The sequence below is a fragment of the Ruminococcus sp. RTP21358st1_G6_RTP21358_211008 genome (genome assembly GCF_040908885.1).
Classification (GTDB): Bacteria; Bacillota; Clostridia; order Lachnospirales; family Lachnospiraceae; genus Blautia_A; species Blautia_A faecis.
In genome coordinates, this window is record NZ_JBDGDM010000038.1 from 1 (window position 1) to 14223 (window position 14223).

General features: G+C 39.4%; 18 protein-coding genes and 1 pseudogene. All 19 read right to left on the reverse strand.

What is annotated here, in order from left to right:
- Positions 1 to 136: 136 nt before the first annotated feature.
- The gene (locus AB5Z12_RS14470; protein WP_243243567.1) at positions 137 to 328 is read right to left on the reverse strand and encodes a hypothetical protein; all 192 of its coding nucleotides are present in this window, start codon (positions 326 to 328) and stop codon (positions 137 to 139) included.
- Positions 329 to 405: 77 nt separating this feature from the next.
- A complete protein-coding gene (locus tag AB5Z12_RS14475; protein WP_187564926.1) occupies positions 406 to 963 on the reverse strand; it encodes a Uma2 family endonuclease in 558 nt (185 codons plus the stop codon).
- A gap of 717 nt (positions 964 to 1680) precedes the next feature.
- A complete protein-coding gene (locus tag AB5Z12_RS14480; protein ID WP_368357328.1) occupies positions 1681 to 2160 on the reverse strand; it encodes a hypothetical protein in 480 nt (159 codons plus the stop codon).
- 61 nt (positions 2161 to 2221) lie between these two features.
- On the reverse strand, positions 2222 to 2416 hold the full coding sequence (locus tag AB5Z12_RS14485; RefSeq protein WP_055056113.1) for a zinc ribbon domain-containing protein: 195 nt from the start codon (positions 2414 to 2416) through the stop codon (positions 2222 to 2224).
- Positions 2417 to 2496: 80 nt separating this feature from the next.
- Entirely contained in the window at positions 2497 to 2877 is a 381-nt protein-coding gene (locus tag AB5Z12_RS14490; RefSeq protein WP_055056114.1) for a DUF4825 domain-containing protein, read from the reverse strand.
- Positions 2878 to 2969: 92 nt separating this feature from the next.
- On the reverse strand, positions 2970 to 3302 hold the full coding sequence (locus AB5Z12_RS14495) for a DUF1648 domain-containing protein (protein ID WP_187564928.1): 333 nt from the start codon (positions 3300 to 3302) through the stop codon (positions 2970 to 2972).
- A 59-nt stretch (positions 3303 to 3361) separates the two neighbouring features.
- Positions 3362 to 3550, reverse strand: a complete 189-nt coding sequence (locus tag AB5Z12_RS14500; protein ID WP_055056116.1) for a hypothetical protein — start codon at positions 3548 to 3550, stop codon at positions 3362 to 3364.
- Between the two features lie 58 nt (positions 3551 to 3608).
- Positions 3609 to 4589: a hypothetical protein gene (locus AB5Z12_RS14505; RefSeq protein WP_187564929.1), complete on the reverse strand. Its 981-nt coding sequence runs from the start codon at positions 4587 to 4589 to the stop codon at positions 3609 to 3611.
- Positions 4590 to 4674: 85 nt separating this feature from the next.
- Complete coding sequence (locus AB5Z12_RS14510; RefSeq protein WP_302673742.1) at positions 4675 to 4878, reverse strand: PF20097 family protein; 204 nt, start codon at positions 4876 to 4878, stop codon at positions 4675 to 4677.
- Positions 4879 to 5037: 159 nt separating this feature from the next.
- On the reverse strand, positions 5038 to 5334 hold the full coding sequence (locus tag AB5Z12_RS14515) for a hypothetical protein (protein ID WP_187564930.1): 297 nt from the start codon (positions 5332 to 5334) through the stop codon (positions 5038 to 5040).
- Between the two features lie 373 nt (positions 5335 to 5707).
- Positions 5708 to 6208 (reverse strand): hypothetical protein, encoded by a 501-nt coding sequence (locus AB5Z12_RS14520; RefSeq protein WP_243243568.1) that lies wholly within the window; start codon positions 6206 to 6208, stop codon positions 5708 to 5710.
- Positions 6209 to 6348: 140 nt separating this feature from the next.
- Positions 6349 to 7413, reverse strand: a complete 1065-nt coding sequence (locus AB5Z12_RS14525; RefSeq protein ID WP_368357329.1) for a sensor histidine kinase — start codon at positions 7411 to 7413, stop codon at positions 6349 to 6351.
- A gap of 11 nt (positions 7414 to 7424) precedes the next feature.
- A complete protein-coding gene (locus AB5Z12_RS14530) occupies positions 7425 to 7934 on the reverse strand; it encodes a VanZ family protein (RefSeq protein WP_148462694.1) in 510 nt (169 codons plus the stop codon).
- A 16-nt stretch (positions 7935 to 7950) separates the two neighbouring features.
- Complete coding sequence (locus AB5Z12_RS14535) at positions 7951 to 8646, reverse strand: response regulator transcription factor (RefSeq protein WP_148462695.1); 696 nt, start codon at positions 8644 to 8646, stop codon at positions 7951 to 7953.
- Between the two features lie 253 nt (positions 8647 to 8899).
- Positions 8900 to 9077: pseudogene (locus AB5Z12_RS14540) on the reverse strand (transposon-encoded TnpW family protein); the annotation flags it as partial.
- 148 nt (positions 9078 to 9225) lie between these two features.
- A complete protein-coding gene (locus AB5Z12_RS14545; protein WP_368357330.1) occupies positions 9226 to 11637 on the reverse strand; it encodes an FtsX-like permease family protein in 2412 nt (803 codons plus the stop codon).
- 15 nt (positions 11638 to 11652) lie between these two features.
- Entirely contained in the window at positions 11653 to 12318 is a 666-nt protein-coding gene (locus AB5Z12_RS14550; RefSeq protein WP_148462697.1) for an ABC transporter ATP-binding protein, read from the reverse strand.
- A gap of 171 nt (positions 12319 to 12489) precedes the next feature.
- Positions 12490 to 13521, reverse strand: coding sequence for a sensor histidine kinase KdpD (locus AB5Z12_RS14555; RefSeq protein WP_173736307.1), 1032 nt, complete (start codon positions 13519 to 13521; stop codon positions 12490 to 12492).
- Positions 13518 to 14210: a response regulator transcription factor gene (locus AB5Z12_RS14560; RefSeq protein ID WP_148462699.1), complete on the reverse strand. Its 693-nt coding sequence runs from the start codon at positions 14208 to 14210 to the stop codon at positions 13518 to 13520. The genes AB5Z12_RS14555 and AB5Z12_RS14560 overlap by 4 nt, the downstream gene beginning before the upstream one ends.
- Between the last annotated feature and the right edge of the window lie 13 nt (positions 14211 to 14223).

Genomic DNA, 14223 nt, shown 5'->3' on the forward strand with positions numbered 1-14223 from the left:
ATCAATATAACAAGCCCCAGCAAAAAGCCGGGGCTAATACTTCAATTATTTTAGGACATTTTCAAAAACGCTTGACATAATTCATTTTCTGTATTTTGTGTTATAAACAATTTGTTTTTCATTTTTACCACAAGAGTCAAATTCTTGCCAAAAGATCGGTTGGTATAAATGCTATAACTTTACTTTTGGTAAAATCTTTCAGATTTCTTGTCATGATATAATCTGCATGAACAGATTCCGCCGTCGCACTCTGCACTGCAAATTCAAAAATCAGACTCAATTTACGAAATATCTCTTCAATCTGATCTGGTGTCAGCTGTTTTCTCATCACATACATCATGTTTGAAGTGGATTGCAGAATACATACCTTATTGTACGGATCCACAAAAACCAGATAGTAAAGCCTCAATCAATATCCGCAAAAATTTCTGCCAGCGCCATACTGATATTCGGGAATTCTTTTAATGTGATCACGGTGTCTGCATTATAATGCGCTTCCTCTGGATCATCCTGAAGAATATAACTATAGTTCAACTTATAACTTCCATCTTCCAGGTAGTAGATTTCAACCGCTCTTTCTCTAGGTGACACGATCCAATATTCTTCTACCCCAGCTTCCTGGTATATTTCTTTCTTGTCTGTTTTATCACGCAATGCAGTAGCCGGGCTAAGTGTTTCTACTATAAATTTAGGCACGCCAGAATAGGCACCGCCTTTTAAGTATTTCCGGTCACACACAATCATAACATCCGGGATTACATAATCATCATTTATTTCAGGATGGTATTTGTAATCCAAGTTCTCAATGAATGCCAGACAAATACTTCCCTGCAGTTTTCCAGATATAATCCGGTATATATTTCCGTTTACGATACCATGCTGATAATTTGGTGATGGCGACATATCATAAATGACACCATTTATTTTCTCTTCCTTTTTATATTCTTCCTTAAATAATGGCATATACGTTCCCTCCAAATCTATAATTCGTATCTTTGTCTGGCTTTATGTTCTGCAATGATTCCTATCAGCAACCTTTGTTTCTATTATAGCGGATTTTTCCCTGTAATACAATGCGTTTTCAAATGCCTGATAAAACAATGCCTGATAAAACAATGCCTGATAAAACATTTCCTCGAAGAATTTCTGCCCTGGTCAAAGACACTGCCAGCGCATATCCAAAAACCTAAGCAGGCAGAGGAAAAATGATACAGCCGCTAAAAGCGGCCTGATATTTGTCAATGTACCTGTGTTCTACCGTTTACTCATGAACTTCTATGCCAACTACTTCAGAATTTACCGCTATATGTAAAGGACACTCCTGCCATCACAGGAATGTCCTTTACGGAAACCCAGTTTCAATGGTTTCCCTTATTATACTTTAATTTAGTTGCATTAGTATATGAACAGGATTCTCGAAAACATAGACAAAATCGAACAGAATTATGAAAATACTCTTACCACGTTTTTTGATTTGTAAACCACTTATTAGCAGACGGATCCGCTAATGCAGAAAACGGATAGGCTGTTTTCCTTTCAGCTTTCAATTTGTCCAATTAATAATCTCTGAATTTCCATACATCTGATGGATTTGCATTTTTCATCCTCAGCATTCTTTGAAGCTAATCTTCTGTAAACCACAGATCGTGCAGTATTTTTCCGAACTATAGAGGCTAGATATCAGACCGCTTCATTGCAATTATAAACTGTTGATTTACCAAGATTATTTACATATACGGTAATCAAGTCGCCTTTCTTAAGATCCGGCTTTTTCCATACCAAACGGCTTTTATGATAATACACTTTATCATGATATGTAAAACTATATAAAATCCTGTATGGAATCTGTCTTCTATATCTTGTATATTTTTGCAAATATACTTTTTCTACCAAGCCCTTCACTTTTGTACCATTTTCGATTAATTGTAAATGTAATTTATCAAGCTTTACAGTATAAATTCCAAGAGCAGCACTTATTATACACAAAAGCACTCCCGTTATAGAAAACACAGTTCCCAACATGTCTGGATCCTGAATGCCTGAGTTTACTGCTGGTTTTAATATCCCAAGAAAACTTAAGACACCGGAAACAAGAAAGAATATTCCTATCCAAAAGAAGATAACTCTCAATAAATCTTCTGTATAGTTAAGTTTTTTCATATTTATTTTCTCCACAAGCATTCCATCAAAATTTTTTATCCTGTTTCAATCATATCTAATTTTACTTCAATTTAGTTAAATCCTCTAAATACATTTCTGTATGTCCACACTCTGGACAGACTGCAACTTTAACATCATCTATAGTTGTCGTTTTTTGTTTTTCATCTACATCTACAACGATCCCATAGCCACCGCCATTAACTTTAAGTCTTAAATCCGCTCTCATGACTGTTCCACACTTTTCGCATTTTCTCATTGCTGTCCTCCAAATATATGTTTCGCTTTCCTGTTTTTCTTACTATATAATAGCAGACAAAATATTAACCACTGAATGATCTACCGTTCATACGATGCAATGATTTCCTTACTATCCGCTATTTTATAATCAAGCGTTTCCAAATTACCAATCAAATCAAATGTCATATCCGCATTAACTTGCAATTCATCTTCAATCTTAACTGCAGACGGCTCAACTTTTAGAAATACTGTTAATCCATAAGGCTTCGTTTCAGACTGTATCTGTATGCTATCATAAGAATATCCTTCCGGATACTCTTGCCCACTTACAATATTTATAACATTCGAAGAATCTCCTACATAATCTGTCTTGTACTGTGACAGGTCAGGAATCTCGTACAGTTCTTCTTTTCTGCCACATGCAGAAAGCAATATTGCTGATACCGTAAATAAAATAATTGGAATTACTTTTTTCATCATGAACCAGCTCCTCTTCACACTTTGATATAAAACAGCCTGCCCAATGAACCAGAAACTGCCATATATCTGCTTCTTTATTTATAGATCAGCCTTTAAACAAACGAAGCATAAATCATAAAAATTTCTGCAATCAAAATAATTCCTAAAACACAATCAATCATCAGGTTATATTGACCAACTGTTAGCCAAGTTTTCGAATGCATCAGAACATACTTTACACTTTTTATACCACTCAAGATCGTAACTGTCAAAAGAAGTATCGGCATTAAAAAAATTTCCATCTTATTGCCAAAGTCATCTGCTGCTCCATTTCCAGCAAAGTGAACGGGAATAATCTCCGGTAAGAAAAAGAAGCTTATTATTGCAATCGCAATTCCAACGATGCAAATTCCCCATGTTAATTTTCTGCTGCTTATACCATCCATAACAGTGCCTTCCTCTCATATGTCAGATACTGGTACTTACTCAAAGCCCTCTAATAAGCTTACTTTTTGAGCAATTCTATAACAACCCAGCATGTAGCTATTGTTTGCATCAGAAAAACGAAATCACACACATATTTCATTCCAAATTTCATAGAAGAGCTCCCAATCAATCCAAAACCTATGCAAGTCGCACCTATGCTGAATATCAAAGCCAGAATACAAATAAGTACCTTATATTCTTTTTTCATATCCCTTTCCTCCCACATCTACATTAATTTGTTGATAAAGATTTAAGGTTCCATATTTCTATTTTACATGAAGAATATGCTGCCTTGCCTCATCTGGAACGATATCTAATAAATATGTTTCCTTAGAAGAAATTTTTTCAAGAAACTCATCCAGTAAATTTTCTTCCTTACCTTCTGCTATTGGCAGAAGTTCCTTATACAAAACCGTAGGAATTCCAATAGAATACTTTTCTTCCTCATATACGAGAGAACCAAATGTCCAGTCTTCCTGTTCCTCTGGGCCTAATTCCACGATCAACTCAACAATCGGCAAATAATGACACATTTGTAGGAAACTTAAATTAACTTTTATCCGGCCTTCCTCGCCCTCTGGATCTTTTTCTATTATCTCTATTTTATCCTTTCCCGTTACGGTCATTACAACTAAAGAGTTTTTCGGAAATTCTGTATTTATCTTCTCTATTGACTTTGCTTGAACAAAGCCTTTTTCCATCGTTTCTTTTTTATACTCACTACATCCTTTTGATTCAAAAACACCATAGAAGCCGCCCAAATTGTTCATTGCTATTAAATCCGGTGATTTGTATGTAGTTTTACCATTAGCTGAAAGAAATTGATATTTTTCTATGGACGGCTGTGAACTGAGTTTTAATACCATTGATAAGTGAACCATATACTCATAAGAGTACTTTTTCTTTCCAAGTACTGTAGTAAGTATCATCCCAAGCCAGTAATTAATTGCACCAACTTCTGTACTATCCAAATAATCTTTTCTTGCTAAATCAAATGAAAGTTCTCCCTTTGGCAATAAAGAAACAAATGTTTCAAATAATCTAATTTTGAAATATATTTCTTCTTTACGGTCTATTATCTTTTTCTCGGTCAAATATACATCTGGCATCCCAACCGACACAATAGCATCTATTAGTTCTACCCCGGTAAATGACAAAGTTCCATTGTCTCTTCTATTATGATCAGAAATTTTTTTAGGTTCCAGATACAATTTTATCTGATAAATATCTCCACGTTTTATCTTCATCGCCTGATTCCTCGCAATTAATCGTATTCAAATTCAATTGGTTCCCATCTCTACATAAAGCATATTATTCAATAAATTGAAAATCTCAATATTCGTAAGAGACAATAATCTTTCTGCAAAAATCACAATTATAGGCAGCTATGCGGTCTCCAGATATCCTTGCTGCCAACTCTGGATCCGTATTTAACCGCAAACTCTCAGAGCTTTCTTTCCACTCCAGTCCTGCCCCTGCACCAACCGCATGCAACTGACCCTTTCGCATTTTTCCTTCACAATATGGACATCTCATATTTTTATTTATATCTCCTAATTTTCACATTACACAGTTCATATTATTGAACTTTATCCATTCATTTTTTGTACTATAAGCACCTTTTTGCTTATCTTTGATAAAATATATTAATTGCATCTCCCATATGGAGCGCCTCATATGTATTCTCACATACTTCTATTTTGTAAAATGTATTCTTGCCATTTCCTTTATGTCATCAAGAGAAATAACATTTTCTTCTACATTTCTCCAAAAAACATATTTCCATTCTCCGTTAATCGGAATTTCCATATAGCTTATAGATTCTTCCTCCAATCCATACTCTTCTTCAATAATTCTTCGAATTTCAGCAACTGTGGTTCTAGTTATTGGATCTTCGAATTGATCTTCAAACATTATCTTACCTTCTATCAGATTCTCAACAATTTTCTTCTGATTATCCTTTACGATTCTTCTTGCTGCAATCTCTCCCATGTTTTTCCTCCTATGTTTATTTCTCTAACTTTATACATTCTCTTAGCATGACCATCAAATAAAAAAAGCCAAACACAAAAGTAAAACTTATTATGTTTGGCTAGGTCAACTTGTTATTTTTTTATCACTTCTTATGGGTGTATTATACTATATATTCCTCTAAAGTAAAACAATTTTTTATATTATTTTTTATTTTAATATTATATTTCTACTATCATCAATTTTTCAGATATTTTCAACGCATAAACAATGCTATTAGCTACAATATTTCCGGAAAATTCATCATAGGTTTGTGTTGCCACAAAGAAACGGTGGCTTTTTTTCTTTTACCGTCATGCGGCAGATAATCAATTCATTCTATTTTGAACTTCTTTTATGCTACCTGATGTCTGCAATAGGAATAAATTGCCAATAATATAAACACAAATAATTCAATTCCTGCCGAAAGCAAAATAATCTGCGGTGTCCAGAAACTCATTCCACCGATATTCAGATAATTGAAATTTGCAAGCTGATAAAGGAAATTGTTCTGCATACCAATTCCGGCAGATGGAAGTATGGTGGAGAGCCATGTTGCTCCCATCGCCACATAAGCAAAAAGCGGCATGAGAAGAACTACAATAGAAATCAGCAAAACTGTCAATGTGTCTTTACATTTTGCAGACAGGAACAACGTACAGCTAACCGTTGCTAATACAGAAAGTAAGCCCGCTGCTGCGAGAATTATCTGCAACTGCCCCAGATTGATGTTTGGCAGGTTAATGATAGAGTATAGCATCTGAAACGATGTTTTTAAGCAATCTGTCCCGAACGCTGCATCTAAAATCAGAATGTGTACCGTAATCCCGACAAGGAAAGTAACAACGAGTTCCATGCTTACACTCCTTTCTTTTGCTTCGGCTGAACAATAAAAAGCCCTTGTTCGATAATCATTGTACCGAACAAAGGCTTTTCAATCTCAAAAATCACACGCTTAAATTCCTAAGCAATTCCTAAGATCACATTCTTATTTTCCTAAGCGGAAAGGGGTAATGTAATCACAAAGTCTATGGTTTCGTTTTGACTGGATGCAGTAATCTTTCCACCATGTAAATGTATAATTTCTTCCGCAATAGAAAGACCAAGCCCCGCACCACCTGTATTGGAAAGCCGGGCTTCATCCAACCGATTGAATTTCTCAAATATACTGTTAAGCTGTTCCTGTGGAATTGTTTTTCCACGATTTTCAAAAGTGATCTGTATATCATGCTCTAACCGTTTGGCGGATATAGTGATCTCTGTCTGCGGGTAGCTATATGACGCTGCATTTCGTAAAAGGTTACTGAAAACTCTCGCCAGCTTTTCGGGATCAGCGTTCACATATAAGTTGTCCTCCGCAGTAAATACCGCCGTGTTGCTATTTACAGAGAGTGTCGGGTATATTTCATCTATTACCTGCGCAATCAAACAATGTAAATCTACATTTTCTTTTTTGATAATGACCGTATGTGCATTGTACTTGGTAATTTCAAAAAGCTCATTGATAAGTCTTTCAAGGCGCTCTGCTTTGTCCAACGCGACCTTCACATACTTTTCCTTTTGCTGCTCAGGCATATCAGGGGCTTCATGGAGCAGGCTCAAATAGCCGATTACCGTTGTGAGAGGGGTGCGTATATCATGTGCCAGGTACATGACAATTTCATTTTTCTTTTCTTCTGCCTGCTTTGCAGCCTGCTTGCTTAACAGAACAGACATTTTGATCTGATTGAGCTGTTCCTCCAGTTCTTTCAACGGATCAGACAACGATACGGTATGGCTGTTCTGCTCATAGACCGTTTGGGTTGCGTCAATTACTTCATCCAGATAGTCCCACGGCTTTTTCCAATAGTAATTGAAGATACATACAAAGCCTATCACCAGATACAGAATAAACAGCGGACCAAGCCGCCAATAGAGCCATGCAAAAATACCGTTATCAAATTTTGAAAAGATGTAGTCCAAGATAAGGGTCAAACCATATCCAACAACGGTATAAACCAGCAATGATAGGTATAGGCGCACTTTAAGGCGCTTTTCTGTTACCATTTCTTTATTCGACATGAATACACCTCCTACCGATTAGCAAACAAAAGAAAGCCAAGCAGGCCAATCACGACAACACTTACTATGCCTGCCAGAATGGAAAACAGTCTGTTTGCTTTTATTCTATTTCCGATTAACCGGGCTGCTATCGAATATACAGCAAGTCCCAAAAGACCGCCTGCCGTATTTGTGAGTACATCGGTAATATCCGACCGTCCGACTGCTAAGATATACTGCATAGTTTCTAATAAAAAACTTGTTCCAGCAATCAGCATGAATTTCACATATAATTTTGTTCCTGGCAGAAGCATTTGAAGATAAATCCCCATAGGCACAAATATCAAGAAATTATCGAGCACCTCTGTTAAGTGAAATGCTGCTCCAATTTCCTTGTCATAGTGAAAAGGAATTAAGTTTATACTTCTTATCTTGTCCAGATCACTAATTGAAAATTGTAATTTGAAAAGTATGATCCAAACCAAGAGTGCCAGATAAATTAAGAATAAAATGGTTACGAAGCAATTTGATTTTCTCTTCATAGCGTTCTCCTTTCGCTTAAATTTTGTAGCCGACACCCCAAATTGTTTTAATATACTGCGGAGTATCGGAAGTATCGTTCAGTTTCTCGCGCAGATGCCGGATATGCACAGTAATTGTGCTGCTGTTTTTAGAGTAGTATTCATCTTTCCAAACCGCATGAAACAGTTCCTCAATGCTTACAACATTTCCAGCACTTGACAAAAGGACTTGGAGAATAGAAAACTCTGTCGGGGTTAGAGAAACAGATTCCCCATCCAACAAACATTCGTGGGTTTGAACATTCAAGCACAATTTGTTATAGGAAAGTTCCGATGGAACTTTCTCTGTGATGATACCGGGCGAATATTTCTTGTAACGTCTTAACTGCGCTTTCACTCTGGCAACTACTTCAAGTGGGCGAAAAGGTTTTGTCACATAATCGTCCGCGCCCAATGTCAGCCCCGTTATTTTATTCGTTTCCTCAATTTTAGCCGTTAGCATTATGATTGGATAAGTGTATTTCTTTCGGATAAGCTGGCAAAGTGTAAAGCCGTTCATATCCGGGAGCATAATATCCAGAATGGCAAGATCAATGTCACCGCTTTCAATACACGACATGGCATCCGTTGCGCAGTAAAATTTATAAACGACGTAATTTTCGTTTTTCAAGTAGACCTCCAACAGATCCGCTATATCTTGCTCGTCATCTATAATCAATATCTTTTCAGACATATTTTCAACTCTCCTTTTTGCTTGTACTCGATTAAGTATAACAAATACAGCATCTAAATTCACAATGGATTGCCTGAGAAATTATTAAGATTTTCCTAACTTTCAAATTTGGGCAACTCAAAATCGCTAAAGCAGATGATATATCGTTTTTTATGTATGTATTATACATCTAAAAACGTTTCGTCATATAATTCCAGAAACATTTTGTCAAGGACTTTTTCATTAAATTTACATTAAATTTACAAAAAGCTCGCATCTGCCGCACCTCGTTTTTCAGCATCCGTTTGATTTTGTCGCTCATGGTTTCGGTGCTGGTGGTGCTGAAATGTACGCGCACCTTTGTAGGTTGTCTTTCCAATCTTCCGTACCAGCGCCGGGACGTTCTGCTCCGTCTGAACGGTCGTTGTATGGGGTGTATTTTCAATGTTCATCTACATAGCTTTCTATAGGTGACACGATCTCTTTTGCCGCCGTTCTCGTTGCCGTCGCGTTTTCCTTCCTGAAGTTCTTTCTGGCAAAAATGAAAAATCAGCAGAACAGCATTTATCGAGTGTTCCGCTGATTTATTATCATTTGTGTTTATTCTTCGCGAATGGCAGATAAAATTCCGGTTTTCCTTAATTCAGCTTTTGCGTATGCCGTGAAAATCATATAGATAACTACCATTGCAGCAATAAGTGCTATGAGGAACAGCCACGGTAGTTTTAATGATATACAATGATTTACTGCCTCCAAACGCTGGCAAGCTATGATACTGATAAGTGTACCCAGCGCAAGTGACACTGTCAGCGATCCACCTAGGTAGATACCAATTTCTCGGCTCAACATAGCTTTTAGCTGCTTTTGTGTTGCCCCGACAGCTTCCAGCAGACCAAATTCCCGTTTTCTATTCTGAAAATCAACCATCAACATATTCATAAGGCTGATACCGCCAAATGTAAACAGGATCGCTGCTGCCATGTATAGTGCCTTTATCGATGAACTGTACCGATACTGAATGTTTTTAATCGTCTGCTCAATCGTATTGACCGATATTTTTCCGTTTTGCTCTGCAATTTCCTGAACAACGTTCAGGACTTCGTCAAAATGATCGGGCGTGACCGTAAGTGCCAAGATACCAGTCTGTTCCGTTATACCTGTCAGATTCTTTGCCATATCGTACGTCATCATAAAATACGGACTGCCTGGAACAACCGGACTACGTTCCATCAAATCGGTTGGGTTATAGGTGCCTACAACAACTGCGTCAACATTAAATGTGCTGCCATCTGGAGAACGCCCTTCCAATTGCAAAGTGTCGCCAACATTCGCAATGTTTTCGGATACCAGTATTCCATATTTTTCAGTCATAACATCGTAATCTGCTGTTCCAGACGATAGAACTGCTTGCTTTTCTGCCAGTTGTTCACGATTTAAGGTCGGGAAATCGTTCATAATACTGGTAAGGGAACCACTTCCGCCGGGAAAGGTAATAGACATCTGGACGCTGTTAAATGCAGTTACGCTTTCTATTCCGGCAGTATTTTCTAAGTTGTGCCGCAGTGTTTGACTTTCAAGCGGGTTTTCTTCCAGTTGCAGTTTTGAACTTCCGTACGGCTCAGATTCTTTATCAAACGAACTTTCAACGTGATTCTTCACCTGCAAAAGAATACTGCCAGCAGGATAGTATTTGAAAGCTGCCTGTTTTTCTGGATCGATAGAACCTGCAACTGTAGATGCACCCAGCAAAAGCGCACCGCTCACACCCAGCATTACTAACGTCAAAATAGCTTTTTGCCGATTTCGTTGAATATTGATTTTTGCAAGATTGTTAGGTGACAGCTTGCGATGCAGCTTTGAACTGACCTTTGCTTTCCCGGAATAGGCAAGGTATCTTGCGCCCTCAACGGGAGAAGTGTTCATTGCGACTCGAACCGGCTTGAAAATTGCAATATTCACCATTACAATGCCCACTATAGCAATCAGTACCGCATAGACCGTCGCCGTTTTGATTTGAAATCCCTTCGGATACGCAGCGAACCCAATCAGCAAGCCAGCAATTAGTCCAAGAGGAATACCAGTAAAAGCATACCGGAGTCCTTCTTTTTTTGCCATCCGTTTTATTTGCTTTTTTGTCATTCCAATTGTCTGCAGTTGGCCGAACAACTGCACGTTTTTCGCAATCTTTGTGTAAAAGACACCATATATAATCGTTGCAGCCAGCACAGCAGTCAATGCAGCCAGCAGAGGGATAGGGAGTTGAATGCCGGACTGAATAACCCCCGTCATAACGGCAGAATACTCCGTAAGATATATCTGATCTTCTACAATGCCAGTGTTTTCAATGATTTTATCCGTAAAGTCAAGGATGGCATCAGACCGGATTGCATCTGTATTCAGACGGGTATATGCTGTTACTTGAAGGTGATCCATCAGGCTCATGGCGAGATCTTTGCTCAGATAGACAAAATACCCATTGCTCTTGCAATCCTCGTTCAAAATGCCTGAAAGTGTATATTCTGCTTCATCCCCCGTACCGGTCACATCAAAAGTAATGATATCGCCGGGACGATATGATTCTCCCAAAAAGTCAATATAATTTTGCGGGAGCATGATTTCATTTGCCTTTTGTGGGATGCTGCCTTGTAAAGACATTTCCTCCTGATGCGTAAAATAATCTTCGCTCCCATAAGCAACCGTAATTGTCTTATTGCCTGAATAAGATAGTCCGATTGCAGCATACTCGCCAATCCATTGAACGTCTTTACTTTGACGCAAACTGGATAGCTGGTCGTCGGTTATTCCCAGAATTGCGATCTGCCCTTTAGTGCGCTGTGTATTCTTAAACTCTTCCTGCGCACCTGCGGATATTAAAATGATTGAAAAAATCATGCAGACAGAAAGCGCAATCGTAAGGAGCAGAAAGGCTTTGCTTCGCTTATCTGCTTTCCTGCTCCGTTTGGCCAGCTTATTTGTGATAGCACTGGTATCATTCTCAAAAGGCCATGTCATACTGCGTCATCCCCCTTATCCCACGATTTTTCCGTCCTCGATGCGGATAATACGATCTGCAAGGCGGGCAATATCATTGTTGTGCGTAATCATAACGACCGTCTGCTTGAACTCAGCGCTGGTGCGCTTGATAAGTCCCAATACCTCGGCGCTGGTCTTGCTGTCAAGGCTGCCCGTCGGCTCATCGGCAAGCACGATAGCAGGTTTGGTAATCAGAGCCCGGGCAATCGCTACGCGCTGCTGCTGTCCGCCGGAAAGATTATTCGGCAATTTTTTCAGTTTATCTTCCAAACCTAACAAATAAACAATCTCGTTCAAAAATCTCTTATCCACTGTGTCGCCGTCCAATTCGACAGGCAAGACAATATTTTCATATATGTTCAGAATCGGAACGAGGTTGTAATTCTGAAAAATGAAACCGATGTTGCGGCGACGGAAAATAGTGAGTTGTTCGTCATTCTTCTTTGCCAATTCCTCACCGCGGACGATCACGGTTCCACTGGTGGGCGTATCCAGTCCCCCCATCATGTGAAGCAACGTGGACTTGCCGCTGCCGGAGGTTCCAACCACCGCAACAAATTCGCCATCGTCTACAGAAAAATTCACGCCATCAAGAGCACGAGTAATGTTTGGCTCTGTGCCGTAATACTTTTTCAGGTCAATTGTCTGTAAAACGCTCATATAGAAACTCCTTTCAAGGCTACCCGCCTTTTAATGGGGATATTGTAAAACCTAAATGTCCGTGAAATGTTACAACGGTCAATTTGTATCACTGCAAATCAAGGTGGAATGTTACAGCCCTCGGACATTTCAAAAAATGGCAGGCAGTCAAAAACGACCACCCACCACATATTATTTCGCGGGAAGCATGATAGAAAACGCAGATCCATTTCCCAGCGCAGAAACCACCTTAATATAACCGCCCTGTCTTGTTATGATCTCGCGGGCAAGGTACAATCCTATGCCGACGCCGGGCTCGCTATGCACTTCTTCCTCGCGGTAAAAGCGCCGAAAAATAGCTGCCTGATTGCTTTCAGAAATTCCTTTACCATTATCAGCTACTTTAATCTCCACATACATTTCCCATTGTACGACTGATACGGAGATTTTTCCGCCAACCGATGTGTATTTCACCGCGTTATCCAAAAGATTAAAGAGTGCTTCGACCGTCCACTTGCTGTCATGGGAAAGCATCAATTCTTCCGGACAGTTTACGGACACAGAAATCTCTTTTTTCTCTGCGGCATATACGATTCCACTCATGGCCTGCGCCACTGTGTCATATAGGCTGCTTACTTTCTTCTCCAACTGGATTACGCCTGTTTCCAACCGGGAGGTTTTCACAAGCGCCTGAAAAAGAAAATCCAGCTTATCTGTCTGTGTACGGATTCCACGAATAAAGTCCGTGCGCTCTGCCTCAGCCATAGGCTTTTCCAACAGTGTGTCTGTTGCTATTTTCAGATTGCTTACGGGGGTTTTCACCTGATGGGAAATATCCGATACAAGAGACTGCAATTCCTGCCGATCTTCTTCCACCCGGCGACGATCCTCCTGCATGATCTGATATAACCTTGCCAGCCTGTGACCAATTCTGGCAAGCTGTGTCTCACTGTCCTCGGAAAGAGAGATGCCTTTATTTCCGGCAATCATATGATCTAAGGTCCCGCATAGATCAGAGGTAAAGAGAGCGAGTTTCTTTCCCAATATTTGTGTCAAAGCAAGAAGCCACGCAAGGGCGCACAAAATCAGCACAGCACCGACAGCTAACACCGCAGCTTGCTCTGTTATATAATATAAAATGGCAGCGGCCACGGTCATGGAGAGGATAAGTCCTATTATCACATAAAAAAATAACCGCTTTACTGAAAGACCTTGCAACTTCACTTTGCTTCGCCTCCTGTCCATTGATACCCCAAACCATAGATTGTCTTGATGTAGGGCGCACCGCCATCGGATTCTATCTTGCTGCGGATTCTGCTCACAGAAGTTGTCAGCGTGTGTTCGTCTACAAAACGCTCGTCAATATCCCATAGTTTTTCTAATAACTGTCTGCGCGTCAATACCTGTTTTGGGTTTCTGCGGAACAGATTCAGCATCTTAAATTCCATTGCTGACAGGGTTAGTGAGATGCCGTTTAGTGAAGCGGAATGCTCTGAGAAATCCAAGAATAGCCGCCCATCGTCGTAAACTTCCTTTGCAGACTTATGATGTTCCAACAACGAAAACATCGCTTTGATTTTCCTCTGCAAGGTTCCTACCAAAAAAGGTTTTGTAATATAATCTACTGCACCAACTTCATATCCTCGTATTTGGTCGCTCTCTTGATCGTTGGCAGTCAAAAAAATCACAATTGCATCCGGGCAGTTAGGCTTTACGAGTTTGCACAGTTCAAAGCCGCTGCCATCGGGGAGATTGACATCCAGCAGTATCAAATCAAATTCCCGCTGACGAACAGCTTCAGCAGCGGTTCTGAAATTCAGGGCAGAAGTCACGCCGTAACCGTCTGCTGTCAGATTATAGGACAGCATCTTATTCAAAAAGCTGTCATCCTCAACAATCAAAATTTGCTTCATATCCTCACTTCCT

Bases quoted from the DNA above. Each gene is read 5' to 3' on its own strand.
- AB5Z12_RS14470 (WP_243243567.1), bottom strand. From the start codon at position 328: ATGAGAAAACAGCTGACACCAGATCAGATTGAAGAGATATTTCGTAAA.
- AB5Z12_RS14475 (WP_187564926.1), bottom strand. From the start codon at position 963: ATGCCATTATTTAAGGAAGAATATAAAAAGGAAGAGAAAATAAATGGT.
- AB5Z12_RS14480 (WP_368357328.1), bottom strand. From the start codon at position 2,160: ATGAAAAAACTTAACTATACAGAAGATTTATTGAGAGTTATCTTCTTT.
- AB5Z12_RS14485 (WP_055056113.1), bottom strand. From the start codon at position 2,416: ATGAGAAAATGCGAAAAGTGTGGAACAGTCATGAGAGCGGATTTAAGA.
- AB5Z12_RS14490 (WP_055056114.1), bottom strand. From the start codon at position 2,877: ATGATGAAAAAAGTAATTCCAATTATTTTATTTACGGTATCAGCAATA.
- AB5Z12_RS14495 (WP_187564928.1), bottom strand. From the start codon at position 3,302: ATGGATGGTATAAGCAGCAGAAAATTAACATGGGGAATTTGCATCGTT.
- AB5Z12_RS14500 (WP_055056116.1), bottom strand. From the start codon at position 3,550: ATGAAAAAAGAATATAAGGTACTTATTTGTATTCTGGCTTTGATATTC.
- AB5Z12_RS14505 (WP_187564929.1), bottom strand. From the start codon at position 4,589: ATGAAGATAAAACGTGGAGATATTTATCAGATAAAATTGTATCTGGAA.
- AB5Z12_RS14510 (WP_302673742.1), bottom strand. From the start codon at position 4,878: ATGAGATGTCCATATTGTGAAGGAAAAATGCGAAAGGGTCAGTTGCAT.
- AB5Z12_RS14515 (WP_187564930.1), bottom strand. From the start codon at position 5,334: ATGGGAGAGATTGCAGCAAGAAGAATCGTAAAGGATAATCAGAAGAAA.
- AB5Z12_RS14520 (WP_243243568.1), bottom strand. From the start codon at position 6,208: ATGGAACTCGTTGTTACTTTCCTTGTCGGGATTACGGTACACATTCTG.
- AB5Z12_RS14525 (WP_368357329.1), bottom strand. From the start codon at position 7,413: ATGTCGAATAAAGAAATGGTAACAGAAAAGCGCCTTAAAGTGCGCCTA.
- AB5Z12_RS14530 (WP_148462694.1), bottom strand. From the start codon at position 7,934: ATGAAGAGAAAATCAAATTGCTTCGTAACCATTTTATTCTTAATTTAT.
- AB5Z12_RS14535 (WP_148462695.1), bottom strand. From the start codon at position 8,646: ATGTCTGAAAAGATATTGATTATAGATGACGAGCAAGATATAGCGGAT.
- AB5Z12_RS14545 (WP_368357330.1), bottom strand. From the start codon at position 11,637: ATGACATGGCCTTTTGAGAATGATACCAGTGCTATCACAAATAAGCTG.
- AB5Z12_RS14550 (WP_148462697.1), bottom strand. From the start codon at position 12,318: ATGAGCGTTTTACAGACAATTGACCTGAAAAAGTATTACGGCACAGAG.
- AB5Z12_RS14560 (WP_148462699.1), bottom strand. From the start codon at position 14,210: ATGAAGCAAATTTTGATTGTTGAGGATGACAGCTTTTTGAATAAGATG.